This is a genomic window from Caulobacter sp. ALps2, from assembly GCF_058681635.1.
Genome location: NZ_CM178743.1, coordinates 2625370 through 2648664 on the forward strand (window position 1 = coordinate 2625370; position 23295 = coordinate 2648664).

Sequence of the window (23295 nt, forward strand, 5' to 3'; positions counted from 1 at the left end):
GTGAGCGCCGCGCCGGCGAGCTTTCCGCTCTCCTAGGCCTTCCGGAGGCGAGCCGCTGGCTCGCTACGCGAAAGGTTCGGGTAGAGCTTGGCCTTGGCGGCCACGGCGCCGTCCCAATCGGCGGCGTCCGGCAGGGACGGGATCGTCACCAGCTCGCCCTGGTCGAAGCCCGCCAGAGCCGCGTCGACCATGTCATCGACGCCCATGATCATGCCGGGGTCCATCGCGTTGATATCCGAGCCCGAACGCTCCCAGATCTCGGTCCGCGTGGCGCCAGGCAGCACCGCCTGCAGGCGGACCGCCGACTGAGCGAACTGCACCCGCAAGCCCTGGGTCAGGTAGGTCACGAAGGCCTTGCTCGCGCCATAGACCGGCATGTTCAGCTCCGGCATCAGCCCGACCACCGAGGCCAGGTTGATGATCGCGCCCGTGTCGCGCGGCACGAAGTTGCGGGCCGCCGCCGAGGCCAGGCGGGTCACGGCCGTGACGTTCAGCTGGATCAGCTTCTCGAACGCATCGGGATCCGAGCCGACGAAGTCGTTCGAGCCCGCGACGCCGGCGTTGTTGACCAGCGCGGTGATGGCGGCGTCGGTCGCCAGGCGCTGTTCCAGCGTCAGCAGCGCGGCCTTGTCGGTCAGGTCGGCCTTGATGACCTCGACCTTGACGCCGGTCTCGGCGCGCAGCCGGTCAGCGAGCGTGCTCAGGCGGGCTTCGTCGCGAGCGACCAGGATCAGGTCGTAGCCGCGCTTGGCCAGGCGGTCGGCATAGACCGCGCCGATGCCGGTGGAGGCGCCGGTGATCAGGGCCGTGCCTTTGCTGGTGTTGTCGCTCATGGTGTGGTTCCTCGTATCCCTCGCCGAGGCCCCATCGGTCCGGCTCCACGCTTAGCTATGGAGCAACTTGCAAATCGCAAGTGACTAACCAGATCTTTTGTCATGAGCAAATCTGAACGCCCTCCCACCCAATGTCCGGTCGGCCGCACGCTGGAGCGGGTGGGCGACGGCTGGACCCTGCTGATCCTGCGCGACGCGGCCCAGGGCCTGACCCGCTTCGACCAGTTCGAGAAGAGCCTTGGGGTGGCGCCCAACATTCTGACCAAGCGGCTGAGCGGGCTGGTCGAGAATGGGATGCTGGAGAAGCGCGCCTATAGCGCACGGCCGCCGCGCTACGAATATCTGCTGACGGACCTGGGCCGCGACTTCGCGCCGGTGCTGACGGCGATGCTGGCCTTCGGCAACCGCCACTTCGCCGTCGAGGGCGTGGCGGGCCAACTGGTCGACCGCGAGACAGGCGTTCCGGCCGAGCCGATCATGGTCGACCGGATCAGCGGCAAGCCGATCACCGGCGAGCACTTCGACTATAGGCCTGGCCCCGCCGCCGGACCCGAGGTGCTGGACCGGGTGGCCTTCATGGCGGCCGGGGCGGCGAAACCCTAGGCGATCAGATCCGGGTCGTTCCGCTTGAGCCAGGCGGCCGCGTAGGAGCACAGCGGGGTGATCCGCATGCCCTCGGCGCGGGCCGTCTCGGCGACCTTGCCCATCAGCCGCCCGGCGGCGCCGGTGCCCCGTAGCGGCATGTCGGCCTCGACGTGCGGGATCACCAGCCGGTGGCCCGAGCGCTGGTAGTCGGCCCACGCCAGGTGGCCGTCCTCCTCCAGCTCATAGCGGCTGAGTTCGGGGTTGTGGCGGAAGGTGTCGGTCATGACGAGTGAACGCGTCTCAACGGCAATCTGATCCGCCCCAGATAGGATCAGACCAGCTCCACCGCCATGGCCGTGGCCTCGCCGCCGCCGATGCAGAGGGACGCCAGGCCCTTCTTGCCGCCGCGCGCCCGCAGGGCGTTGATCAGGGTGCACAGGATCCGCGCGCCCGACGCGCCGATCGGGTGGCCCAGGGCGCAGGCGCCGCCGTTGACGTTCAGCTTGTCGTCCGGGATGCCGAGCTCCTGCTGGGCGATCATGGCGACGACGGCGAAGGCCTCGTTGACCTCGAACAGGTCGACGTCCGAGACCTCCCAGCCGGCCTTCTTCAGCGCCTTCTTCATGGCTGGGACCGGGGCGGTGGTGAACAGGCCCGGCTCGTGGGCGTGGGCGGCGTGGGCGACCACGCGGGCGACGATCGGCAGGCCCAGGGCCTTGGCCACGCTCTCGCGGGTCATGACCAGGGCGGCGGCGCCGTCGCTGATCGACGAGCTGTTGGCCGCCGTGATGCCGCCGTCGCGGGCGAAGGCGGGGCGCAAGGTGGGGATCTTGGCCGGATCGGCCTTCAGCGGCTGCTCGTCGGTGTCGACGACCTCGGTCCCCTTGCGGCTGGTCACGGTGACCGGGGTGATCTCGGCCTTGAAGGCGCCGCTCTGGATCGCGTGCTTGGCCTTGGCCAGACCCTTGGTCGCGTAGTCGTCCATGGCCTCGCGACTGAACTGGTACTGGGCCGCCGTCTCCTCGGCGAAGGCGCCCATCAGCTTGCCGGGCGTGTAGGCGTCCTCGAGGCCGTCGAGGTACATCGAGTCCCACATCTGGTCGTGGCCGATGCGGGCCCCGGCGCGGTGCTTGGACATCAGGTAGGGCGCGCCGGTCATGCTCTCCATGCCGCCGGCCACCACCATGTCGACCGAGCCGGCCGCCAGGGCGTCGTGGGCCATGATCGCGGCCTGCATGCCGCTGCCGCACATCTTGTTGACGGTTGTGGCCTCGACCGAGAGGGGCAGGCCCGCGCCCAGCGCCGCCTGGCGGGCCGGGGCCTGGCCAAGGCCCGCGGGCAACACGCAGCCCATGATGATCTGCTCGACCTTGTCGCCGGAAACGCCGGCGCGTTCGATGGCCGCCTTGACCGCCGCCGCGCCCAGCTCGGTAGCCTTCACTCCGCCTAGCGCGCCCTGGAAGCCGCCCATCGGCGTGCGGGCATACGAGACGATGACGACGGGATCGGACGCGGACATGAAACGGGCTCCATTGGAGTATTTTGAGGCGAGATAGGCCCTCATCACCCGATCATGCGCAAGAGGGTTGCGAGATCGTGATGGGAAAGGGGCGAGGAGACATCGGCCGTGGCCGCGGCCTCCCCGCCAGTCGTGCAATAACCGAGAGAGTCAATTGCGATTAAAAACGTACGGCAGTTCATATTCAAACGCAACGGTCTCTTGCTTTCCCTCGAGGAACGCAGCACCCTGCCAGAATGGGCCGCACCGCTGACTACACGAACGAACGCTGCTCGGTCGCCGCCACCCTCGAGGTCGTGGGCGATCCGTGGACCCTGCTGATCCTCCGCGACGCCTTCGCCGGGGTGAAGCGCTTCGAGCAATGGCAGGAGCGGCTGGGCGTGGCCCGCAACGTCCTGGCCGCGCGCTTGAAGACCCTGGTCAGCCACGGCGTCATGGAAACCCGGCGTTATTCCGAGCGTCCGCCGCGCCACGAATACTGGCTGACCCAGAAAGGCCTGGCCCTGTCGCCGGTGCTGCTGACCATGTCCGAATGGGGCGACCGCCACGTCTACGGCCGCGACAAGTCGCCGGTCCTGTTCCGCCACAAGAGCTGTGGCTGCGCCTTCCATCCCGTCCTCGCCTGCGAGGAATGCGGCGAGGTGGTCCAGCGCCGAGACCTCGAGCGCGCGCCACGGGAAGCCCAGGGGCTGACGGTCGGCGAGGCCCTCGAGGCCGTGAAGATCGCCGCGGAGTAAGCTTTCGCTTCCTGGATTTCTACCGGGTTCGACGTCGCGAATTTCAAGAACAAAGCGCGCTGGATCCCCATCGCCGCTTGACGAGCCAGACAGTCGCTCTCTCGGAAAGAGGGCTTGGAAGGCGCTACGCCGTTCTCCTCGCATCGGCCGCCTCGAACAGCGCGATCTGGTCGGCCTGGGCCTTCCGGAACGCTGGACGGTCCGTCATCCGCGCCACATAGGCCTCGGTCGCCGGGCGGTCGCCGAACGCCCGCACCTTCGGAACCCGCAGCACGTCGGCCATCAGCAGGTCCGCCACCGTGAAGCGGTCGGCCGCCAGCCATTGTCGCTCGTTGAAGATCCGCTCCAGATGGTCAAGGCGCTGGACTAGCCAGCCGGTCAGCTGGTTGTCCTCGTCGCCGCGGATCTTGAGGAACCACCATGGGACGCTGACCATCTCGATCGAGTTGAGAGCGGCGATCGTCCATTGCAGGGTTTCGGTTTCGCCGACCGGGTCGCGAGGCATCAGCGTGTCGCTCTTGCGGGCCAGGTGCAGCAGCCCCGCGCCGCTCTCGAAGATCTCCAGCTTTCCGTCGTTCAGGTACGGGACCTGGCCGAACGGTTGGCGCTCCAGATGGTTGGTCTCGCGGCCGTCGAAGGGGATGGTCCGGACCGCGTAGTCCAGGCCGGCCTCCTCGCACGCCCAGCGCAGCCGCACGTCCCGCACGAAGCCGCGCGGGCCGTCGGGCGTCCAGTCGTAGGTCCAGATGATCAGGTCGCTCATGCTCGGTTCCATCCCGGAGGCGGCGCGCCGGTGAAGTCGGCCATCTGCGCGGCCAGGGCTTTCTGGAAGGCCGGACGGGCCATGCAGCGCTCGACATAGGCCGCGAGCCGAGGCTGCTCGGCCAGCAGGGCGGCGGGCGCGTTGCGCAGCACGTCGGTCATCAGCAGGTCGCCGGCCGTGAAGCGGTCGCCGTCCAGATAGGCGTTGTCGCCCAGGCGGACGGCCAGCTCGGCCAGGCGCTTGCGGGCGAAGGCCTCGACGGCCGGGCGGCGCTCCTTGGTCCACTCGGCGCCGGCGTTGAAGATGTCGATGTCGGCCAGGGCGCCGATCGGGATCTCCATGGTGTTCAGCGCGCAGAACATCCAGGTCTGGACCCGCGCCCGACCGGCCGCGTCGCGCGGCATCAGGCTTTCCGTCCGCTCGGCGATGTGCATGACGATCGCGCCGCTCTCGAACATCTCGACCTCGCCGTCACGATAGGCTGGAACCTGGCCGAACGGCTGCTGGTCGCGATAGGCGCCGGCATTGTCGCCGGGGCTCAGCATCTGGGTCCCGTAGGAGAGGCCTGCCTCCTCCAGGGCCCAGCGCACCCGCAGGTCGCGGACGTGGCCCTTGGCGAAGTCGGGAACCCAGGCGAAGGCAGAGACGGTGGCGGGAGTTTGGGTCATCACACTCATTGGACGGTCTCCAGATAGGCGGTGAGCTTGTCGAACAGGCTGCTCCAGCCGCCGATGTGCGAGTCGCGGGCCTCGACGGTCTTGAAGGGCGCCTGATGGAAGCGGAACAGCGTGCGGCCGCTGGCCATGGTCAGCAGGGTCACGGTGACGAGGTTGTCGACGTCCCAGGCCCCGTCGTCCCACTTGAACGTCATGACGATGCGTTCGTTCGGCACGATCTCCTTGTAGATCCCCGACTTCCAGACCTCGCGACCCTCCTCGCTGCGCATGCCGTAGCGATAGGCGCCGCCGACGCGGAAATCCTGCTCGATGGCCAGCGGTGTGAAGGTCTTGGGGCCCCACCATTTCATCAGGTGCTCGGGTTTGGTCCAGACGCGGAACACCAGTTCGCGCGGCGCGTCGAAGATACGTTCGATCAGGAGCTCGTCGTCCTGGATCACCACGGTGTCGGTCATGCCTGAGAATCCTTCGGGGTCTTGTTGTCCTTGGAGGGAGCGGCTTCCTCGGCCTGCAGCTGCGCCAGATAGTCGGCCATGCGGTCGAAGCTCTCGTCCCAGAAGCGGCGGTAGTGATCGATCCAGGAATAGGCCCGCCGCAGGGCCTCCGGCTCCAGCTTGCAGGGCCGGGCCTGGGCTTCGCGCGTGCGGCTGATCAGCCCCGCGCCCTCCAGCACCTTCAGGTGGCGCGATACGGCGGGCAGGCTGATGTCGAACGGCTCGGCCAGCTGGTTGACCGTGGCCTCGCCGCTGGCCAGCCGGGCCAGGATGGCGCGGCGGGTCGGATCGGCGAGGGCGGCGAAAGTGGCGGTCAGGGGATCGGTCATCTATTTAACGAGTTTGCTAATTAACGTGATTGTTAAATTAAGGGCTCGGGTGTTGTCAACCGACGTTCGGCGAAGGTCGCGAAGCCATGCAAAGCGGCGGTGGTCGAAGGGCCTGAGCCGTCTCGCGTCGCGAGCGTAACCATGGTCGCCGCTTCCGGGGTTGCGCCAGACCGACTCCCTCTCTAAACGGGCGGCTTAACCTGCAAGATGGTCGGCAGCGGGCGCGCGGATGTGCGCGACCGTGTCTCTGCGCGCGAGTTTACGATGCCCAAAAGAACAGACCTCTCCTCGATCCTGATCATCGGCGCGGGCCCGATCGTCATCGGTCAGGCCTGCGAGTTCGACTATTCGGGCGTCCAGGCCTGCAAGGCTCTGCGCGCCGAGGGCTACCGCATTATCCTGGTGAACTCGAACCCGGCCACGATCATGACCGATCCGGACGTGGCGGACGCGACCTATATCGAGCCGATCACCCCGGAGATGGTCGCCAAGATCATCGAGAAGGAGCGCCCCGACGCGCTGCTCCCGACCATGGGCGGCCAGACCGCTCTGAATACCGCGCTGGCGCTGGAGGCCGATGGCACCCTGGCCAAGTTCAATGTCGAGATGATCGGCGCCAAGGCCGAGGTCATCGACAAGGCCGAGGACCGCCAGAAGTTCCGCGACGCCATGGACAAGCTGGGCCTCGAGAGCCCCAAGTCCAAGGCCGCCCACAACATGGACGAGGCCCGCGAAGGCCTGGCGTTCGTCGGCCTGCCGGCGATCATCCGTCCGTCCTTCACCCTGGCCGGCACCGGCGGCGGCATCGCCTATAATGTCGAGGAGTTCGAGGAGATCGTCGAACGGGGCCTGGACCTGTCGCCGACCACCGAGGTGCTGATCGAAGAGAGCGTCCTCGGCTGGAAGGAATACGAGATGGAAGTGGTCCGCGACACGGCGGACAACTGCATCATCGTCTGCTCGATCGAGAACATCGACCCGATGGGCGTGCACACCGGCGACTCGATCACCGTCGCCCCGGCGCTGACCCTGACGGACAAGGAATACCAGTGGATGCGCGCGGCCTCGATCGCCGTGCTGCGCGAGATCGGCGTCGAGACCGGCGGCTCGAACGTCCAGTTCGCGCTGAATCCGGCCGACGGCCGCATGGTCGTCATCGAGATGAACCCGCGCGTGTCGCGCTCGTCGGCTCTCGCGTCGAAGGCCACCGGCTTCCCGATCGCCAAGGTCGCCGCGCGCCTGGCCGTCGGCTATACCCTGGATGAGCTGAAGAACGACATCACCGGCGGCGCGACCCCGGCCTCGTTCGAACCCTCGATCGACTACGTCGTCACCAAGATCCCGCGCTTCGCCTTCGAGAAGTATCCGGGTTCGGAGCCCCTGCTGACCACGGCCATGAAGTCGGTCGGCGAAGTGATGGCCATCGGCCGCACCTTCAAGGAAAGCGTCCAAAAGGCCCTGCGCGGTCTGGAGACCGGTCTCGCCGGCTTCGACGAAGTCGAGATCCACGGCGCCGACGATCCCGACACCGGCAAGGCCGCGGTGATCCGCGCCCTGGGCACGCCGACCCCCGACCGCCTGCGCGTCATCGCCCAGGCCTTCCGCCACGGCCTGACCGTGGAAGAGGTCAACGCCGCCTGTTCGTACGAGCCCTGGTTCCTGCGCCAGATCGCCGAGCTGATCCGCCAGGAAGGCTGGGTCCGCGCCGGTGGCCTGCCCAAGGACGCCGCCGGCTTCCGCGCCCTGAAGGCGCAAGGCTTCTCCGACGCGCGCCTGGCCAAGCTGACCGGCTCCAACGAAGGCGCCGTGCGCGCCCTGCGTCAGGAGCTCAGCGTCCGTCCGGTCTTCAAGCGCATCGACAGCTGCGCCGGCGAGTTCCTGGCCTCGACGCCCTACATGTACTCGACCTACGAGACGGGCGCGCTGGGCCAGATCCCCGAGTGCGAGAGCGAGCCTTCGAGCCGCAAGAAGGCCGTCATCCTGGGCGGTGGTCCCAACCGGATCGGCCAGGGCATCGAGTTCGACTACTGCTGCTGCCACGCGGCCTTCGCGCTCGACCAGATCGGCGTCGAGTCGATCATGGTCAACTGCAACCCCGAGACCGTCTCGACCGACTACGACACCTCCGACCGCCTGTACTTCGAGCCGCTGACGGCCGAGGACGTGCTGGAGCTGCTGCATGTCGAGATGAGCAAGGGCGAGCTGGCCGGCGTCATCGTCCAGTTCGGCGGCCAGACCCCGCTGAAGCTGGCCCACGCCCTGGAAGAGGCCGGCGTCCCGATCCTGGGCACCAGCCCCGACGCCATCGACCTGGCCGAGGACCGCGAGCGCTTCCAGCAACTGCTGAACGGCCTGAACATCGCCCAGCCGGAAAACGCCATCGCCCGCACCTGGGAAGAGGCCCGCGCCGCCGGCGAGGAGATCGGCTTCCCGTTCGTGATGCGTCCGTCCTACGTGCTGGGCGGGCGGGGGATGGAGATCATCCGCGACCACGAGCACCTGGAACGCTACATCGCCAACACCGGCGAGATCTCGTTCGAGCACCCGATCCTGCTGGACCACTATCTGAGCCGCGCCACGGAAGTGGACGTCGACGCCCTGTGCGACGGCAAGGACGTGTTCGTGGCCGGCGTGCTGGAGCACATCGAGGAAGCCGGCGTCCACTCGGGCGACAGCGCCTGCTCGATGCCGCCCTTCTCGCTGAAGGCCGAGACCATCGAGGAGCTGAAGCGCCAGACGGTGCAGATGGCGCTCGCGCTGAACGTCCGTGGCTTGATGAACGTGCAGTTCGCCATCGAGGAGCCGCACGGCGAGAATCCGCGCATCTACGTGCTGGAAGTGAACCCACGCGCCTCGCGCACCGTGCCGTTCGTGGCCAAGACCATCGGCCAGCCGGTCGCCGCCATCGCCGCCAAGGTCATGGCCGGCGAGCCCCTGGCCAGCTTCGGCCTGAAGGACATTCCGTACGACCACATCGCGGTCAAGGAAGCGGTCTTCCCGTTCGCCCGCTTCGCCGGCGTCGACACGGTGCTGGGCCCGGAAATGCGCTCGACCGGCGAGGTCATGGGCCTGGACTGGAAGCGCGACGGCGAGGCCGACATGGCGCCCGCCTTCGCCCGCGCCTTCGCCAAGAGCCAGCTGGGCGGCGGCGTGAAGCTGCCGCGCTCGGGCACGGCGTTCGTCTCGGTCAAGGAAAGCGACAAGCCCTGGATCGTCGAGCCGGTCCGCCTGCTGCAGGCCGCCGGCTTCAAGGTGCTGTCGACCGAAGGCACCCAAGCCTATCTGGCCAGCCAAGGCATCGCGGTCGAGCACGTGAAGAAGGTCCTGGAAGGCCGTCCGCACATCGTCGACGTGATGAAGAACGGCGGCGTCCAGCTGGTGTTCAACACCACCGAGGGCAAGCAGGCGCTTGAAGACAGCTTCGAGATCCGCCGCACCGCGCTGATGATGAAGGTGCCGTACTACACGACCAGCGCTGGCGCGCTGGCTGCCGCTCAAGCCATCGCCGGCGCCCCGGACGAGGCCCTGGAAGTACGTCCGCTGCAGAGCTACGCGGCGGAGTAGGGCTAGGCGCTCTCCCCTACAGGAGAGCCGAAGAACAGAACCGCCGCGACAGCGTCACAGCCGTCGCGGCGGTTTTCGTTTGTGCGAGCCTCAGGCCCGTTTCGGTATGTTGCTCCGACGAGCGTCAATCAGGGCCCGCGCGCGGTCAGCGACATTGGCGGCGTGGGCGATCTCCTCGGCGTCGCCGGCGCGAGCATCCGCCAAGTAGGCGGCGATCGCCTCTTCGCTATCGAGGTATTCGGCGGGGTCGAAAGGCCGCGTTTCCAAGCTCAAACCTCCTGCGCCATGGCCTTGGCGCGAGCAATGTCGCGCGGCTGCGAGGCCTTGTCGCCACCGCAGAGTAGCACGATCAGGGTCTCGCCGCGCCTGACGAAATAGACGCGGAAGCCCGGGCCATAGTCGATCCGCAGTTCACTGACGCCGTCGCCTACTGGCCGAACGTCACCCAGGTTCCCGGCTGCAACGCGTTCGATGCGCCGAATGACGATCGCGCGGGATACGGCATCCTTCAGGCCCGTCAGCCAGTCCTCGAAGGCGGAAGTCTGCCGGATTTCCCAGTTCATCGAATTCGGAGAGTTGCTGATGTTTAGCAACTATAAAGAGAGTTCGGCCGGCCGCCAGGTGCTATTTCTTCCAGCCCCACGCATCCATCGCCACGTCGAACAGGTGCGTGTTGGGGAAGTACCCTCGCACCCGTTCGGCCCCGGCTCCGGTGGCCAGCGCGACGACTTCCTCGCCGGTGTGGGTGCGGTTGACCATGACGTTCTTGAGCCGGATGAGGTCCTCGTCTTTCCCGCTGGCCTTCCAGGCGTCGTAGCCCTCCAGCAGCGGCTCGCCGCGCTTGCCGCCGTCGACCTGCAGGCCGAACGAGTGGTCGGCGGTGAACAGCAGCAGGGTGTCCTTCAGATCGACGCGCGTCTCGATCTCGGCGATCAGCTTGTCGAAGTCGACGATGTGCCGCAGGCCTTCGCGCGGGTCGTCGGTGTGGGCGTCCCACTCGACGACCAGCAGGTAGCCCTTGGGCGACTTCTCGAGCAGGTCCAGCGCGCGGAGCGTCGCGGCGCGGGTGTCGATCTGATCGTTCTCGGTCACGACGATGGGGCGGGTGTTCGTCGCCGGCGCGTCCTCCAGCTTGGCGTAGATCGGACGGCTGTGCGCCTTGGCCAGCTGGTCGAAGCCGGTCCCGGCCGTCGCCAGCTGCTGGCCGATCTTCGCGCGGCCGGTCCCGAACAGCACATCGACCCCGTCGCCGAAGCGGGGACTGAAGGCCTGCTGGAAGATCTCGCCCCACTTGCCGCGATCGTTGGCGTGGGCGTAGGTCGCCGCCGGCGTGGCGTCGGTGATCGGTTGGGAGGTGACGACGCCGGTGCGCAGGCCGCGCTCCTCGGCATATTCCAGCAGGGTCTTGGTCGGCGCCCCGTCGGTCTTCCCACGCACGCCGTCAGGACCCTGGCTGATCACGCCGTTGTGGGTCTTCACGCCGGTCATGATCGCCGACATGCCGTTGGCCGAGTCCGACACGAACTGGTCGACCGGCGTGGTGTCGCTGAGACCCAGGTTGGGCCACTGCTGGACGTGCAGCTTAAGGGGCTGGCCGTAGCCCAGGAGACTGGCGGCATTGACCGACGGCACGCCGCCGGCGTCCGCCAGGAAGACGATGACGTTCTTTGCCTTGCGCGGGGTCTGCGCCAGGGCCGGGGAGGCGAGCGTCAGCGACAGCAGCGAGGCGGCGACCAGAAGACCTTTGAGCATAGGCGTTTCCCAAGCGAACTCGTTTCGATTGGGGCCGCTTCTAGCCGCTGCGTGGCGCGGTTTGTGTGAAACAAGTGCGACGGCCGTCGCCTTATTGCTGGACCCCGTTCTTCGTCTTGAAGCACCGCCGCCGGCCCAGCTCGCTGCCACAGAACCCCGGCTCCGTGGTCCCCGCGTGCAGCATCACGTACGGGTCGCGGCGGCACTGGAACCAGGCGTGCTGGAAGGGGATGTGGTCGACGTCCTGGTGGAACACCGGGCGCTGGTCGACGGTGTAGAACCGCACCATGCTGGACAGGCCGCCGAAGCTGCCGCGGCCGTTGACGATGCCGCAGATCTGGCCCTTGCGAGTGGCCCACACCGCGCCCAGCTCCAGCGGGCTGGCCTGGTCGAGGCGGGTTTCCAGATTGGCGTGGACGATGCGCCACTGGGCCTGGGCCAGCGGCCGGTAACGGGCGAGCTGTTCGGCGGAGGGCGGGGGCAGGCGGGCGTTGTCGCGCTCGAACCGGGCGAAGTCGAAGCCGGTGAACATCATCGCCCACAGCGTGCCGACCACGGCGACCGCCGAAATCGCCAGGGCGACCCACGAGCGCCGCGTCTTGCGCGTTCCGTAGTCCCGCACCGCCATGACCCCACCTCCCGCCGTCCGTGTCGGAGTCAGGAGATTACAAATCTAAACTAATTACAATCGTAATTGTTCGGCGCTCGGACAAAAACCTGCGGCCGTGATCTGGCCGGTCTGAAGGGGCTGCGCGCGGTCAAGCCGGGCGAGCTGGCCGCCGCGCCATGACCGGTTCAACCTCCGGGCGGGGTTCCGCCTGCGAGCTTTACTGGTAGTAATCGGCCCCTGCGGTGGGCGCGACGGAATCAGGAACGATGGGCGGAACCAAGAAGACGTGGATCTGGGGCGCCGGCGCGGCGCTCTGGTGCTTCCTGCTGGCGGGCGTGCTGGCGGACGATCGTATGCTGTCGCTGTCGGTCGACAGTTCGTACCACCTGCAGGTGATGGAGGTGGTCCGCCACGCGTTCATCATCCCGCCGCAAGGCCACGAGTGGATGGCCGAGATGGCCTACTATCCCAAGCTCAGCCACCGGTTCGCGGGCCTGTTCGCCACCCTGGGCTGGCAGCACCTGAACGCCCTGCTGATGGCCGGCGTCGTGTCGGCGGCCGTGGCCTGGGCCTGCCTGTTCGAACAGGCGCGGCGCATCTCGTTCACCTATCTGGGCCTGGCGTTCGGCCTGACGGTCGTGAACATCTTCGTCACCCGCGGCGCGTTCGGCGGCGAGCTGATCGACAACTTCTTCTTCCCGCAGATCGTCGGCGAGGGCGTCAACCTGCTGGCCCTGGTGATCGCCATGGCCATCCTGCCGCGCTCGCGCCTGGCCTTTGTGATCTTCGCGACCGCCGCCGTCGGCTTCTGCGGCTGCTTCCACCTGGTGCCGACCCTGCAGTTGGCCGGGGCCCTGATGGCCGTGCTGGGCGTGGTCTGGCTGCGCGACATCATCCGTGAGCGCAAGTTCGGCCTGCGCGAGCTGATCGGCCTGGTTGGCCTGGCCGCCATTCCCGCCGCGATCGTGCTGAACCCTTTCTTCGCCAAGATGCGCTTCATCGCCGGCAACAACGGCAGCCTGAACCTGGCCGCGCCGGTGACCATGGAGGTCCTGGCGGCCTTCTCGGCCCTGCTGGTGGCCTTGTCGGCCTGGGTGCTGCTGGCCGAGCTGCTGCGTCCGGCCGACGATCCCGAGGTCGCCGAGAGCGACCGCGCGGCCCTGATGCTGGCAGGCCTGGGCGCGGCCTGCGGCGCGGCCATGCTGGCCCAGTACGGCGTCTTCAAGCTGACCGGAGACGGCTCGCACTACGCGGTGATGAAGCACGCGTTCGGCGTGTTCGGCATGCTGGCCTTCGTCGTCCCGCTGTGGGGCCTGACGGTGCTGGGCCTGCGCGGCCAGGCGGCCGAGGAGGGCGCGCAAGGCCGTCGCTGGCAGATCGGCGTCGGCGCGGCGCTGGTCGCCCAGACGGCGGTGATGCTGTGCCTGTTCCTGCGCCCCAGCGTCTTCGACGTGCCGCGCGTCAACGCCGTGATGGAGGACATCCGCCAGGTTCGCGTCACCCGCGGCCTGCACGGCGACCAGGCCATGTTCTCGGCCGCCGACATGCCGCCGATCACCAACTACATGGGCACGATCGCCATGCTGCAGTCGGCCCACGGCGCCAATGTGCTGAGCCTGATGGCCGACGGCCGTCCCGACCGCGCCGGCGACGCGCCCTTCATCGTCACCCTGGCCGGCGACGCCTATGACAAGCCCGGCTGCCGCTCGGGCGCGCCGATCGGCCTGGTGGTCGTGGTCGCCGGCCCCTGCCTGGAGCCGCCCTCGTACCGCTTCAAGCAGGGCGGCATCGGCGTGCCCTACCTGCGCGAAGGCTGGTCGACGCCCGAGCCGGGCGGCGTGTGGTCGGACGGCAAGCGTTCGGTCGTCCAGCTGCCGATCGCCGACTGGCAGCGCGCGCTGAAGGCGCCGACCCTGGAAGTGGCGGGCTTCGCCTTCCTGCCGCCGGAGTCGCCCAAGCGGACCGTCACCGTCTCGGTGGCCGGCGGCCCGTCCGAGACCGTCCAGTTCGACCTGAAGGGCGTCATCCAGCACAAGTACATCCTGACCCTGACGCCGGAGATGCTGAAGGCTCGGACCCTGACGGTGGTGTTCGACAGCCCCAACGCCCAGCGCCCCAACGACCTGGGTCTCGGCGCCGACACGCGCCTGCTGGGCGCGGGCCTGGAGGCCATGCGCATCACCGAGGGGCCGACGCTGCGCTAGTCTTCCTGATGGGCGAAGACCCAGAAGTGGCTCATCAGGAACAGGGCGGCGGTGTAGGTCACCGCCGCCGAGCCTTGGGCCGCCACGCTCCACGGCGCGCCATGCGGCAGGATCAGCTTGGCCAGGGTCAGCACGCCCTGGTTCAGGCCGAAGGCGACGGCCACCGCCACGACATAGCGCAGCGGGGCCGAGCGCGTGGTGCGGCGGGCCTTGAACACGAACAGCTTGGACAGCGCGAAGCTGACGCAGATCCCGACCGCGTAGCCGATGGCGTTGGCCAGGTGCGGATCCAGGTGCAGGCCCAGGTCCAGGGCCAGGATGATCGAGAACCCGACCAGGGTGTTGAACACCCCCGCCACGCCGTAGCGCAGCGCCGAGACCAGGAACGCCCGCCGCTCGGGGGTCAGCAGCGTCGCGAGGCTCACCGCGGATCGAACCCGTAGCGGTCCATGACCACGTACAGCGGCCGGCCCTTCACCTCCTGATAGATGCGGGCGACATATTCGCCCAGCGAGCCGATGGCCAGCATCTGCAGGCCAAAGCTCATCAGGATCACCACCATCAGCGACGGATAGCCGGGCACGTCGCGGCCGAACAGCAGGGTGCGGATCACGATCATCCCCGCCACGCCCACGGCCAGCACGCCGGCGATCAGGCCCACATAGCTCCACACCCGGATCGGCGCGGTGCTGAACGAGGTGATGCCGTCCAGGGCGAAGTTCCACAGCTTCCAGTAGCGGAACGAGCTGGTCCCCGCCGCGCGCTCGGGGCGGGCGTAGGGAATGGCCTCCTGCCGGAAGCCGACCCAGGCGAACAGGCCCTTCATGAAGCGGTTGCGCTCGGGCAGCTGGCGCAGCACCTCGACTACCCGCCGGTCCATCAGCCGGTAGTCGCCGGCGTTGTAGGGCAGGTCCACGTCCGACATGCGGTTGAAGGCGCGGTAGAAGCCCTGGGCCGTCATGCGTTTGAGGAAGCTGTCGGCGCTGCGGTCGACCCGCACGCCATAGGCCACGTCGGCCCCGTTCTCCCAGGCCGCGATGAACTGGCCGATCAGCTCCGGCGGATCCTGCAAATCAACGTCGATCGGCACCACCATGTCGCCGCTCGCCGCGTCCAGCCCGGCCGACATCGCGGTCTCCTTGCCGAAGTTGCGGGCCAGGTTGATGACCTTGATCTTGGGGTTGCGCTGGTGATGGCGAATGAGCACCGCCAGGGTGTGGTCGCGGCTGCCGTCATTGACGCAGACGATCTCGTAATCGACCCCCAGCGCCGCCAGCTCGGCCTCGATCCGCTCGAAGAACAGGTCCAGCACCTCCTGCTCGTTGAAGCAGGGGGCGACGATCGACAGGCGCTTGCCAACGCGGGTGCGCGTGGCGGCGGCGGGAAGGGGCGCGGCGGGGGACGCGGGAGACTGAACCATGGAGGTGGTTTAGCGGGGTTGCGCGCGGAGGGGGAGGGGGCGGACGCGCGGAGCGAAGTTATCCACAGGGCGGGCGTCAGGGTGGCGGCGCCGGGGCTCGCTCTCCTCCCCCTGGGGGTGGGGGACCGCCGAACGACGGCGGAGGGGCCTCAATCCCCGCAGAATCCGCGTCCCACCCCAACGAATTCAAGGCCCTACGGGAAAACGCGCGTTTCCTGTCCCCGGTCTCCGAACCGCCCGCACACTCAACGCCATGACCCACCCGACCCATGCCGAACAGGTCGCCCGCTGGCGCGACGCCACCCAACTCAAGCTGATGGCCGCGCTCGACGCCGCTTGGCGCACGATCGAGACCAGCCAGGACCCGGCCGAGATCCGCAAGGCGCGGGATAGGGCCAGAGTCTGCGGGGATCTGGCGGCGTGCGTGCGGAAGGTGGCGGGTTTGTCGGCGGGGCGGGGTGGAAAAGCCGCGCTACCGGTGGGCGAGGAGGAGGCCCTGGCCGCCGAGATCGAGGCGGTGGCGATGGTGGGGGAGGTGGTCAGCGGGCTGACGGCGGCGCCGCCGCGCAAGCTGGGGCGGCTGAAGGGCGGGGGCCGGGGGAGGTTGTGAGGGGGAATGTGCGCCAGATGCCGACGTTGGGACCGCTCCAGCCTCCGGACATTCGTCGATGATGATCATCGGCACGCTCACTACCACCCTGGCGGACATCGTGACGCGGTTCCGTTGATCGGGTACGAATTCAGGTACAGTTGCAGCGCTGCTTTTAGCCACGTAGAGCGCCAGATGAGAACGAGAGTTTTCCCGGGAGCGCAACGGTTGGAGGAAGTTATTGCCCGCCCTAACTCTTAGCAGAGCCAGAACGGACCCTGCCGGATTCGAAGAGCTTGCGGATCTCTATCGTAAGGCCGCAATGAGCACCGAGCTTTCGATCCAGGTAGATTGTTCAAATATGACGTGGTGCGACGCAAATCTTGCAGCGGCGCTACAGGCGATCCGGCATAAACTAAGAGTCGAACAAGGAAAGATCACTCATTTCTTAAATGTGCCGGAATCGACTGGGCAAGCGCTCACAGCAGTAGGATTTTTGCCCACCCAGCGACCCCGCCGAAATGCAAACATCATTCCGCTTCAGCGCTTCGAGCTAGCAGGAGGCAAGGAGTTCGCAGCGTACACTCAGGGCCATTTCTCAGACAAGCAACTGCCCGTGATGTCCGACCGAGTAACACAGCGCTTTTACGAGGGTATCGACGAGCTGTTTCAAAACTGTGCGATTCATTCGAAAAGCGTGCTCGGTGTCTTCGCCAGCGGTCAGTTGTTTCCTAGGAAGCATCGATTAGATTTCTCGATGGTCGACCTTGGCCTGGGTATTCCGCGTGTCGTTCGTGCGCACACCGGAGGCAGGATGTCGGGGGCCGCAGCCATCGACTGGGCGATGACCGGATCGAACACCACGCGGATGGGAGATGTGCCTGGCGGTTTGGGTCTCAAGCTTCTCCGCGACTTCATTCGCCGAAATCGCGGAAGACTCGTTATAGCCTCATGGGACGGCTACTGGGCTGAAGGAGCGCGCGGTGTAGCTCAGCGCACCCTTGCAAACCCCTTTCCTGGGACTGCAGTAACCATTGAGGTCGATACATCCGATGATGCGGAGTATGTGATGAGCGACGAAATCGACCCAAGCGTGATTTTCCGATGAATGAACTGCAACTGCAAAGCATCTCTCTCGTTCGTACGATCGGGAGCCCGTTCTGCGTGTCGATTGAGGATGGTGCTCGGGTCCACGAGATCATCACGTCGGCCTTAGAGCGCGGGCAGCGAGTACAAATTTCGTTCAAGGGCGTCACGCGCTTGACCACGGCATTCCTCAATGCTGCGGTGGGCCAGCTCTATGACGACTTGGGAGAGGAGCGGCTGCAAGGCAAGCTACTTCCGCCCGTCGAAGCCACGCAGGAGCAACTGCGTCTTTTGGTGAAGGTCGTGGAGAACGCGAAACGCTTCTTCGCCGATCCTGACCGTCATCGCGCGCTATTAAACGACGATGATTGAGCGCTACAGGCTAGCTCCAGGTGAAATACCTGAGGAGCTTCTCAAAAGCCCTATGGTTTTCGATACAAACGTCTGGCTATTTATCAACGGTCCATTTATCGATAATCGTGATCCTAGACATCGGGTGTACTCGGCATTGTATGGCGCGGCACTGAAGGCTGAGGCGCAGATATTTCTTCCGCAAATCGTTTTGGGAGAGTTTGTTCGACAATCTCTTCATCAATACACTAAAAGTGTATCCAAAGAGCGCCCGCGTAAGATACACGGTCACGCCGACTATGGTCGGTGGATGAACGATATCTCGGATGAGGTCTTTCATATCGTTAGCGCTTGCAAGTTGTTAGATGATCGTTTCTCGGAGTTAGATCTCGAAACTTGTTTTAAGCATTCTGCGGCTGCATCGATCGATTTTAATGACGTAATGCTAGCGGCGATTTGCAAGAGTAATAATCTGGTACTTGTTACTGATGATGGAGACTACGCATCGTCAGCAATCTCCATCGCGAGTTCGAATAAGAAGTTGGTCGGGAACGGTTAGACAACTTCGTCGCCAGGGCGTGGGCCTGCGAACGCCAGGAAAGAGTGAGACACGGCCGATCATCTAGATTGCGTCTCCGGCACCTTGGCCGTCGCCAAGAAGCGCACGCTCCCAACATCCGAGAAGAGCCTCTATCGGCCGATCCCCTCCTGACGTGACCCCCATTTCTCATCCAGCCATAACGAGAGTCCTGGGTTGATTTGAGCCTTGGTGTTGGTGGGTGGCAAGAGGCCGGCGCGCGGAGCTATCAGCCTGCGCAGCGTGCCGGCCGGTCTCTCCGCAGAAGGCGCTGGCGTACTCCCTGGGCGTCATCCAGCCGAGCTTGGAGTGCGGCCGGCGCTCGTTGTAGTCGCGCCGCCAGGTCTCCAGTACGGCGCGGGCGTGCGGCAAGGACCGGAACAGGGTCTCGTTCAGCAGTTCGTCGCGTAGCCGGCCGTTGAAGCTTTCGTTGTAGCCGTTCTGCTGGGGCTTGCCCGGTGCGATGTAATGCCAGCCCACGCCGCTGTCGTCGGTCCAGGCCAGGATGGCGTTGGAGGTGTATTCGGTCCCATTATCGCTGACGATTGTGTCGGGCCGCCGCCCGCGCTGGGCGATGATGGCATCGAGCTCGCGCGCCACTCGCCGGCCTGACAGCGAGGTGTCGGCCACCAGGGCCAGACACTCGCGCGTGCAGTTGTCGATCACCGTCAGGATCCGGAAGCGGCGGCCGTCGGTCATCTGGTCGGAGACGAAGTCCAGGCTCCAGCGCTGGTTGGGCGTCAGCGGGACCTCCAGAGGCCGCCGCGTGCCGATCGCCCGCTTGCGCCCGCCGCGCCGGCGCACGGTCAGCTTCTCCTCGCGATAGAGCCGCTGGATCCGCTTCTTGTTGACGACATGGCCCTCGCGTTTGAGCAGCACGTGCAGCCGGCGATAGCCGAACCGGCGGCGTTCCTGGGCCAGGGCCTTCAGCCGCTCGCGCAGCACGCCGTCGTCGGTCCGCGTGGCCGCGTAGCGCACGCTCGTCCGATCCACGCCCAGAACCCGGCACGCCCGCCGCTCGCTCATCTCGTAGGCCGACCCCAGATAGGCGGCGGCCTCCCGATGCGCGGCGGGCGTCACCACTTTTTTCCCAGCAGATCCTTCAGCGCGACGTTGTCGAGCATCGCCTCGGCCAGCATCCGCTTGAGCTTGGCGTTCTCGTCTTCCAGCGCCTTGAGCCGCCGCGCCTCCGACACGTCCAGCCCGCCATACTTGGCCTTCCACTTGTAGAAGGTCGGCGAGCTGAGCCCATGCTTGCGGCACAGGTCCGCCACCGGCACGCCCGCCTCCTGCTCGCGCAGGATTCCGATGATCTGTTCTTCCGTGAACCGTGATCGCTTCATTCGTCCGTCCCTTTCCTGGGGCGGACTCTAGTTATTTCTGGAGGAGTTTCAGGGGGTCACGTCACTCCCTACCCCGCCATCAACAACCCATCCTCCTTGATCGCCTTCATGCACACCGTCGTGGTGTAGCGCTGCACCCCCAGCAACTGGCTCAGTTCCTTGCGTAGGGTGTCCAGGTCGGCGATGCCGGCGGCGACGATCCTCAGTAGGTAGTCCCCCGCGCCGGCCGTCGGTTGGCGCTCGATGATCGACGGGTAGCGCAGGACGGCGGCTGGCCAGGGCGTCGACGGCTTGCCGATCGCTTTGGAGCGCTACCCGGGACGGGACGTCAGTGGCTGGACGCGGACGCGGGACGCTCCGGTCCATGGCGTGGCGGCACCGTCGCGGAAGGCGACGAGGTAGAGCTCGCCGCGCGCATCGCGGGCGTAGCGACGGCAGCTGGTGGTGTTCTCCGGGGTGAGGCTGACACACAGCTCGTCGCCCTGGAAGCGGTAGTGGCCTTGGCGCAGGCCACGCGTCCGTTTGCTGTAGCGGCCGTCGGCGTAGAAGCGCTCGGCCGTGGCGGCGGGGCCGTCGACGTCAATGACCACGACGCCGTGAAACATCGTCCGCAGGTCTCGCCCTGACAGGACCTTCAGGGGCGGTTTTGGCGCCGGGGGTGCCGGTTCGCTCATGGCCAGGCTGGTCAGCACCGCAAGGATACAATGCAGCACGCGCGCAACTCCACTTTGCGAACGCCCTTGGGCGAGGGCGTCAGATAAAAGCTCTAGCCCCCCGCCATCAACAACCCATCCTCCTTGATCGCCTTCATGCACACCGTCGTGGTGTACCTCTGCACGCCCGGCAGTTGGCTCAGCTCCTTCCTCAGCAGGGTGTCCAGGTCGGCGACGTCGGCGGCGACGATCCTCAGCAGGTAGTCGCCGGCGCCGGCCGTCGAGTGGCACTCGATGATCGAGGGGTGGCGCAGGACGGCGGCTTCGAAGGGTTCGGCGCGGGCGAAGTCGACGGTGGCCAGGGCGTAGACGGTCAGGCCCTTGCCGACCGCCTTGGCGTCGATGCGGGCGCGGTAGCCGGTGATGACGCCCTGCTTCTCCAGCGCCTGGACGCGCGACCAGCAGGGGGATTTGGAGAGGCCCACCCGCTCGGCCAGGGCCGCGAACGAGATGCGGGCGTCGGCCTCCAGGATGCGGAGAATCGACAGGTCGATGCGGCTGAGAATGGACATTCGTCCTGCCTTTGGTGGCTTTATCGGGACAGCGTTCTAGCCTGCTCGCCATCGGCGGCGCAAACGAGGACAATGTGCCGTCGCGATCGGCATAGGGTCCTTCCATGGCGCAAGACATGACCCCAAACATGACCTACGCGCGGTATCTCGCGCTCGACACCCTGCTGGCGGCGCAACAGCCGCGGAGCGACCGGCACGACGAACTGCTGTTCATCGTCATCCACCAGACCAAGGAGCTGTGGCTCAAGGAGATCATCCACGAGGTCGGCCTGGCCATGCGGCTGATCGCGGCGGGCGATGTCGAGCCGGCCTACAAGGCCCTGGCGCGGGTGTCGCGGATCCAGACGGTGATGACCCTGTCGTGGGACATCCTGGCCACCATGACGCCGGCCGATTACCTGAGTTTCCGGGGTTCGCTGGGGACCAGCTCGGGCTTCCAGTCGGCCCAGTTCCGCACCCTGGAATACATGTTGGGCCTGAAGGACCAGAGCTTCCTGAAGTTCCAGGAGGAGGGCTCGGACGGCCTGGCCCTGCTGGAGGCGGCGCTGGCCGCGCCCAGCCTGTACGACATCGCCATCGCCCAACTCCCGCGCCACGGGCTGACCGTGCCGGACGCGGCGCTGCATCGCGACTTCACCCAGGCCTATGTCCCGTCCGAGGCGGTCGAGGCCGCCTGGCTGGAGGTCTATCGCGACCCGCGGCGCTATTGGGAGCTGTACCAGCTGGCCGAGAAGCTCGTGGATCTGGACGACGCCCTGGTCACCTGGCGGCACAAGCATGTGCTGACGGTCGAGCGGATCATCGGCGGCCGGCCGGGGACGGGCGGCACCGACGGCATCGGCTACCTGGCCTCGACCCTGCGCCGGCGGGCCTTCCCGGAGCTGTGGACGCTGCGGGGCAAGCTGTGATGGCCGCGCGCAAGGATCTGTTCTCCAAGGCGCTTTCAGTGCCGGGCCGGCTGCACATGGCCGCCCACAGCCACCACCTGTGGCCCGACGCGACCCTGGCCGCCCAGGTCCAGGCCTGGGAGGACGCCGCCCTCCTGGCCGACCACAAGTGGGACAAGGCGCTGGGCGAGGTCTATCCGGCCGCGCAGGGCCTGGTGGCCCGGGAGCTCAATCTTCCTTCCTCCGACACCGTGGTCTTCGCGCCCAACACCCACACCCTGCTGGCGGGGCTGAAGTCGGCCGTGGATCGCAAGCCCGTGCGAGTCCTGTCGACCGACGGCGAGTTCCACTCGTTCCGCCGCCAGGCCCAGCGATGGGTCGAGGCGGGCGAGATCGAGCTGACCCTGGTGGAGAGCGAGCGCCCAAATGACGAAAAAGGGGGCTTCGCCGAGCGGTTCATCAACGCCGCGCGCACGGGCGCCTACGACCTGATCTTCGTCAGCCACGTGTTCTTCAAGACCGGCTTCGTGTTCGACCGGGTGTGGGAGCTGGCGGCTCTGTCCAGGCCCGAGGGGCCGTGGCTGGTGGTCGACGGCTATCACGGCTTCCGGGCCGTGCCGACCGACCTCTCGGCGGTGGCGGATCGGGTATTCTACCTGGCCGGCGGCTATAAATACGCCATGGCCGGGGAGGGCGCGGCCTTCCTGCACGCGCCGCCGGGCTTTGGTCCGCGGCCGGTGCTGACCGGCTGGTACGCCGAGTTCGGCGATCTGGAGGGACCGCCGGGCGGGGTCGGCTACACCGCCGACGCCCAGCGGTTCATGGGCGCGACCTTCGATCCCTCGGGCCTCTACCGCTTCGTGGCGGCCGGGCGGATGCTGGAGGCGGAAGGCCTGACCACGGCGGCGATCGCGGCGCATGTGGGCGGGCTGATGCGGAGCCTGCTGGCGGCCGAACCGCTGAAGGACGCGGTGGTTCTGAACCCGCCCGGCGAAGGCCCCCAGGCGCGGTTCCTAGCGCTACGGCATGAAAAAGCCAGCGCCTGGAAACAGGCGCTGGCCGAGAAAGGCGTGGTCGTGGACGTCCGCGACGACGTCCTGCGGATCGGCCTCTCCGTCTATCACGACGAGGCCGATCTCGCGGCGTTTCGCGCGGCGTGCGCGGCGCTGACGGTTTAAGCCGCCAGACGCTCCAGAGCCTTCAGCATGCTGCCCATCGCCTCGTGGACCGGCAGGCCATCGCGTTCGTAGCTGCCGGTTTCGAAGATTTGCAGCAGGTCGGCGCGGGCGCGGCTGACACGGCTCTTGACCGTGCCGACGGCGACGCCAATGACCTCGGCCGCTTCCTCGTAGGAGAAGCCGCCGGCGCCGATCAGGATCAGCGCCTCGCGCTGGTTCTCGGGCAGCATCAGCATCGCCTGGCGCAGGTCGTCCAGGGCGATGGCGCTGTCGAAATTGGTGTTGGCCACCAGGGTCCGCTCGGCGGTCTCCTGGTCCAGGCCCACCGAGCGCCAGCTGCGGCGCTTGTCGGAGTAGAACTGGTTGCGCAGGATCATGAAGGTCCAGGCCTTCATGTTGGTGCCCATGGTGAAGCTGTTGCGGCTGGCCCAGGCCTTGGCGACGGCGTCCTGCGCCAGATCGTCGGCCGCCGTGGCGTCGCCGCACAGCGAGCGGGCGAACGCGCGCAGGTGCGGGATCAGGGCGATCAGATCGCGTTCGAAGGTCTTCTGGTCTTGATGGTCCATGACGGC

At 66.9% G+C, this 23295-nt stretch carries 27 protein-coding genes and 2 pseudogenes; 10 read left to right on the forward strand and 19 right to left on the reverse strand.

Translation table 11 applies throughout. The annotated features are described in order from the left end of the window. Positions 1-32: 32 nt before the first annotated feature. Positions 33-833, reverse strand: coding sequence for an SDR family NAD(P)-dependent oxidoreductase (locus ACW173_RS12515; RefSeq protein WP_492085803.1), 801 nt, complete (start codon positions 831-833; stop codon positions 33-35). Positions 834-935: 102 nt separating this feature from the next. Between ACW173_RS12515 and ACW173_RS12520 the strand changes: the two genes are divergently transcribed. Further along, complete coding sequence (locus tag ACW173_RS12520) at positions 936-1436, forward strand: winged helix-turn-helix transcriptional regulator (protein ID WP_492085804.1); 501 nt, start codon at positions 936-938, stop codon at positions 1434-1436. Here ACW173_RS12520 and ACW173_RS12525 read toward each other — a convergent pair. Then, positions 1433-1702 carry a GNAT family N-acetyltransferase gene (locus ACW173_RS12525; protein WP_223393346.1) on the reverse strand — a complete coding sequence of 90 codons (270 nt, stop codon included), beginning with the start codon at positions 1700-1702 and terminating at the stop codon, positions 1433-1435. The two genes, ACW173_RS12520 and ACW173_RS12525, sit on opposite strands and share 4 nt — an antisense overlap. Positions 1703-1749: 47 nt before the next feature. Next, positions 1750-2937 carry an acetyl-CoA C-acyltransferase gene (locus tag ACW173_RS12530; protein WP_492085806.1) on the reverse strand — a complete coding sequence of 396 codons (1188 nt, stop codon included), beginning with the start codon at positions 2935-2937 and terminating at the stop codon, positions 1750-1752. A 236-nt stretch (positions 2938-3173) separates the two neighbouring features. Here ACW173_RS12530 and ACW173_RS12535 point away from each other — a divergent pair, with 236 nt between their 5' ends. Then, entirely contained in the window at positions 3174-3674 is a 501-nt protein-coding gene (locus ACW173_RS12535; protein ID WP_492085808.1) for a winged helix-turn-helix transcriptional regulator, read from the forward strand. Positions 3675-3798: 124 nt separating this feature from the next. Here the strand turns inward: ACW173_RS12535 and ACW173_RS12540 are convergent, their stop codons facing one another. Genes ACW173_RS12540 through ACW173_RS12555 form a run of 4 tightly spaced genes read right to left on the reverse strand, consistent with a single transcriptional unit; the run spans position 3799 to position 5937 of the window. Then, positions 3799-4437, reverse strand: a complete 639-nt coding sequence (locus ACW173_RS12540; RefSeq protein WP_492085809.1) for a glutathione S-transferase family protein — start codon at positions 4435-4437, stop codon at positions 3799-3801. Continuing rightward, positions 4434-5114, reverse strand: a complete 681-nt coding sequence (locus ACW173_RS12545) for a glutathione S-transferase family protein (RefSeq protein ID WP_492085811.1) — start codon at positions 5112-5114, stop codon at positions 4434-4436. Before ACW173_RS12545 ends, ACW173_RS12540 begins: the two co-directional genes overlap by 4 nt. Further along, positions 5111-5569, reverse strand: a complete 459-nt coding sequence (locus tag ACW173_RS12550; protein WP_492085813.1) for an SRPBCC domain-containing protein — start codon at positions 5567-5569, stop codon at positions 5111-5113. The genes ACW173_RS12545 and ACW173_RS12550 overlap by 4 nt, the downstream gene beginning before the upstream one ends. Beyond that, positions 5566-5937, reverse strand: a complete 372-nt coding sequence (locus tag ACW173_RS12555) for an ArsR/SmtB family transcription factor (RefSeq protein ID WP_492085814.1) — start codon at positions 5935-5937, stop codon at positions 5566-5568. Before ACW173_RS12555 ends, ACW173_RS12550 begins: the two co-directional genes overlap by 4 nt. A gap of 264 nt (positions 5938-6201) precedes the next feature. Here ACW173_RS12555 and carB point away from each other — a divergent pair, with 264 nt between their 5' ends. Further along, positions 6202-9501 carry a carbamoyl-phosphate synthase large subunit gene (gene carB / locus ACW173_RS12560; protein ID WP_492085815.1) on the forward strand — a complete coding sequence of 1100 codons (3300 nt, stop codon included), beginning with the start codon at positions 6202-6204 and terminating at the stop codon, positions 9499-9501. 90 nt (positions 9502-9591) lie between these two features. On the opposite strand, the gene ACW173_RS12565 is transcribed toward carB, so the two are convergent. From ACW173_RS12565 to ACW173_RS12580, 4 genes are all read right to left on the reverse strand, one after another. Beyond that, the gene (locus ACW173_RS12565) at positions 9592-9768 is read right to left on the reverse strand and encodes a helix-turn-helix domain-containing protein (protein ID WP_492085817.1); all 177 of its coding nucleotides are present in this window, start codon (positions 9766-9768) and stop codon (positions 9592-9594) included. A 2-nt stretch (positions 9769-9770) separates the two neighbouring features. Further along, positions 9771-10064, reverse strand: coding sequence for a type II toxin-antitoxin system RelE/ParE family toxin (locus tag ACW173_RS12570; protein WP_492085819.1), 294 nt, complete (start codon positions 10062-10064; stop codon positions 9771-9773). Between the two features lie 61 nt (positions 10065-10125). Further along, positions 10126-11253, reverse strand: a complete 1128-nt coding sequence (locus tag ACW173_RS12575) for an alkaline phosphatase (protein ID WP_492085821.1) — start codon at positions 11251-11253, stop codon at positions 10126-10128. A 91-nt stretch (positions 11254-11344) separates the two neighbouring features. Continuing rightward, positions 11345-11881 carry a hypothetical protein gene (locus tag ACW173_RS12580; protein WP_492085823.1) on the reverse strand — a complete coding sequence of 179 codons (537 nt, stop codon included), beginning with the start codon at positions 11879-11881 and terminating at the stop codon, positions 11345-11347. Between the two features lie 248 nt (positions 11882-12129). On the opposite strand from ACW173_RS12580, the gene ACW173_RS12585 reads away from it, so the two are divergent. After that, positions 12130-14067: a hypothetical protein gene (locus tag ACW173_RS12585; protein WP_492085824.1), complete on the forward strand. Its 1938-nt coding sequence runs from the start codon at positions 12130-12132 to the stop codon at positions 14065-14067. On the opposite strand, the gene ACW173_RS12590 is transcribed toward ACW173_RS12585, so the two are convergent. Both ACW173_RS12590 and ACW173_RS12595 read right to left on the reverse strand, forming a co-directional pair. After that, on the reverse strand, positions 14064-14492 hold the full coding sequence (locus ACW173_RS12590) for a GtrA family protein (RefSeq protein ID WP_492085825.1): 429 nt from the start codon (positions 14490-14492) through the stop codon (positions 14064-14066). The genes ACW173_RS12585 and ACW173_RS12590 overlap by 4 nt on opposite strands. After that, positions 14489-15487, reverse strand: coding sequence for a glycosyltransferase family 2 protein (locus tag ACW173_RS12595; RefSeq protein ID WP_492085826.1), 999 nt, complete (start codon positions 15485-15487; stop codon positions 14489-14491). The genes ACW173_RS12590 and ACW173_RS12595 overlap by 4 nt, the downstream gene beginning before the upstream one ends. Positions 15488-15740: 253 nt before the next feature. Between ACW173_RS12595 and ACW173_RS12600 the strand changes: the two genes are divergently transcribed. The 4 genes from ACW173_RS12600 to ACW173_RS12615 all read left to right on the forward strand — a co-directional run bounded on the left by ACW173_RS12600 (position 15741) and on the right by ACW173_RS12615 (position 18072). Continuing rightward, positions 15741-16097, forward strand: coding sequence for a hypothetical protein (locus ACW173_RS12600; protein WP_492085828.1), 357 nt, complete (start codon positions 15741-15743; stop codon positions 16095-16097). Between the two features lie 301 nt (positions 16098-16398). Beyond that, entirely contained in the window at positions 16399-17184 is a 786-nt protein-coding gene (locus ACW173_RS12605; RefSeq protein WP_492085829.1) for a hypothetical protein, read from the forward strand. After that, a complete protein-coding gene (locus tag ACW173_RS12610; protein ID WP_492085831.1) occupies positions 17181-17534 on the forward strand; it encodes an STAS-like domain-containing protein in 354 nt (117 codons plus the stop codon). The genes ACW173_RS12605 and ACW173_RS12610 overlap by 4 nt, the downstream gene beginning before the upstream one ends. Further along, the gene (locus ACW173_RS12615) at positions 17527-18072 is read left to right on the forward strand and encodes a type II toxin-antitoxin system VapC family toxin (protein WP_492085832.1); all 546 of its coding nucleotides are present in this window, start codon (positions 17527-17529) and stop codon (positions 18070-18072) included. Before ACW173_RS12610 ends, ACW173_RS12615 begins: the two co-directional genes overlap by 8 nt. Before the next feature lie 168 nt (positions 18073-18240). Here the strand turns inward: ACW173_RS12615 and ACW173_RS12620 are convergent, their stop codons facing one another. From ACW173_RS12620 to ACW173_RS12640, 5 genes and pseudogenes are all read right to left on the reverse strand, one after another. Then, entirely contained in the window at positions 18241-19353 is a 1113-nt protein-coding gene (locus ACW173_RS12620; protein ID WP_492083691.1) for an IS3 family transposase, read from the reverse strand. Further along, positions 19281-19433: pseudogene (locus ACW173_RS12625) on the reverse strand (transposase); the annotation flags it as partial. The gene ACW173_RS12620 and the pseudogene ACW173_RS12625, both read right to left, overlap by 73 nt. Before the next feature lie 68 nt (positions 19434-19501). Continuing rightward, positions 19502-19705: pseudogene (locus tag ACW173_RS12630) on the reverse strand (Lrp/AsnC ligand binding domain-containing protein); the annotation flags it as partial. Between the two features lie 39 nt (positions 19706-19744). Further along, a complete protein-coding gene (locus ACW173_RS12635) occupies positions 19745-20146 on the reverse strand; it encodes a hypothetical protein (RefSeq protein ID WP_492085833.1) in 402 nt (133 codons plus the stop codon). Positions 20147-20199: 53 nt separating this feature from the next. Further along, positions 20200-20658 carry an Lrp/AsnC family transcriptional regulator gene (locus ACW173_RS12640; protein ID WP_492085835.1) on the reverse strand — a complete coding sequence of 153 codons (459 nt, stop codon included), beginning with the start codon at positions 20656-20658 and terminating at the stop codon, positions 20200-20202. Between the two features lie 116 nt (positions 20659-20774). Here ACW173_RS12640 and ACW173_RS12645 point away from each other — a divergent pair, with 116 nt between their 5' ends. Both ACW173_RS12645 and ACW173_RS12650 read left to right on the forward strand, forming a co-directional pair. Further along, complete coding sequence (locus ACW173_RS12645) at positions 20775-21566, forward strand: tryptophan 2,3-dioxygenase (protein ID WP_492085986.1); 792 nt, start codon at positions 20775-20777, stop codon at positions 21564-21566. Next, positions 21542-22723 (forward strand): kynureninase/PvdN C-terminal domain-containing protein, encoded by a 1182-nt coding sequence (locus ACW173_RS12650; protein WP_492085837.1) that lies wholly within the window; start codon positions 21542-21544, stop codon positions 22721-22723. The genes ACW173_RS12645 and ACW173_RS12650 overlap by 25 nt, the downstream gene beginning before the upstream one ends. On the opposite strand, the gene ACW173_RS12655 is transcribed toward ACW173_RS12650, so the two are convergent. Then, complete coding sequence (locus ACW173_RS12655; protein WP_492080367.1) at positions 22720-23289, reverse strand: sigma-70 family RNA polymerase sigma factor; 570 nt, start codon at positions 23287-23289, stop codon at positions 22720-22722. The genes ACW173_RS12650 and ACW173_RS12655 overlap by 4 nt on opposite strands. Positions 23290-23295 lie beyond the last annotated feature (6 nt).

Coding starts and splice junctions, on each gene's coding strand:
- ACW173_RS12515 (WP_492085803.1), bottom strand. CDS start 833: ATGAGCGACAACACCAGCAAAGGCACGGCCCTGATCACCGGCGCCTCC.
- ACW173_RS12520 (WP_492085804.1), top strand. CDS start 936: ATGAGCAAATCTGAACGCCCTCCCACCCAATGTCCGGTCGGCCGCACG.
- ACW173_RS12525 (WP_223393346.1), bottom strand. CDS start 1,702: ATGACCGACACCTTCCGCCACAACCCCGAACTCAGCCGCTATGAGCTG.
- ACW173_RS12530 (WP_492085806.1), bottom strand. CDS start 2,937: ATGTCCGCGTCCGATCCCGTCGTCATCGTCTCGTATGCCCGCACGCCG.
- ACW173_RS12535 (WP_492085808.1), top strand. CDS start 3,174: ATGGGCCGCACCGCTGACTACACGAACGAACGCTGCTCGGTCGCCGCC.
- ACW173_RS12540 (WP_492085809.1), bottom strand. CDS start 4,437: ATGAGCGACCTGATCATCTGGACCTACGACTGGACGCCCGACGGCCCG.
- ACW173_RS12545 (WP_492085811.1), bottom strand. CDS start 5,114: ATGAGTGTGATGACCCAAACTCCCGCCACCGTCTCTGCCTTCGCCTGG.
- ACW173_RS12550 (WP_492085813.1), bottom strand. CDS start 5,569: ATGACCGACACCGTGGTGATCCAGGACGACGAGCTCCTGATCGAACGT.
- ACW173_RS12555 (WP_492085814.1), bottom strand. CDS start 5,937: ATGACCGATCCCCTGACCGCCACTTTCGCCGCCCTCGCCGATCCGACC.
- carB (WP_492085815.1), top strand. CDS start 6,202: ATGCCCAAAAGAACAGACCTCTCCTCGATCCTGATCATCGGCGCGGGC.
- ACW173_RS12570 (WP_492085819.1), bottom strand. CDS start 10,064: ATGAACTGGGAAATCCGGCAGACTTCCGCCTTCGAGGACTGGCTGACG.
- ACW173_RS12575 (WP_492085821.1), bottom strand. CDS start 11,253: ATGCTCAAAGGTCTTCTGGTCGCCGCCTCGCTGCTGTCGCTGACGCTC.
- ACW173_RS12580 (WP_492085823.1), bottom strand. CDS start 11,881: ATGGCGGTGCGGGACTACGGAACGCGCAAGACGCGGCGCTCGTGGGTC.
- ACW173_RS12585 (WP_492085824.1), top strand. CDS start 12,130: ATGGGCGGAACCAAGAAGACGTGGATCTGGGGCGCCGGCGCGGCGCTC.
- ACW173_RS12595 (WP_492085826.1), bottom strand. CDS start 15,487: ATGGTTCAGTCTCCCGCGTCCCCCGCCGCGCCCCTTCCCGCCGCCGCC.
- ACW173_RS12600 (WP_492085828.1), top strand. CDS start 15,741: ATGACCCACCCGACCCATGCCGAACAGGTCGCCCGCTGGCGCGACGCC.
- ACW173_RS12605 (WP_492085829.1), top strand. CDS start 16,399: ATGAGCACCGAGCTTTCGATCCAGGTAGATTGTTCAAATATGACGTGG.
- ACW173_RS12610 (WP_492085831.1), top strand. CDS start 17,181: ATGAATGAACTGCAACTGCAAAGCATCTCTCTCGTTCGTACGATCGGG.
- ACW173_RS12615 (WP_492085832.1), top strand. CDS start 17,527: ATGATTGAGCGCTACAGGCTAGCTCCAGGTGAAATACCTGAGGAGCTT.
- ACW173_RS12640 (WP_492085835.1), bottom strand. CDS start 20,658: ATGTCCATTCTCAGCCGCATCGACCTGTCGATTCTCCGCATCCTGGAG.
- ACW173_RS12645 (WP_492085986.1), top strand. CDS start 20,775: ATGACCCCAAACATGACCTACGCGCGGTATCTCGCGCTCGACACCCTG.
- ACW173_RS12655 (WP_492080367.1), bottom strand. CDS start 23,289: ATGGACCATCAAGACCAGAAGACCTTCGAACGCGATCTGATCGCCCTG.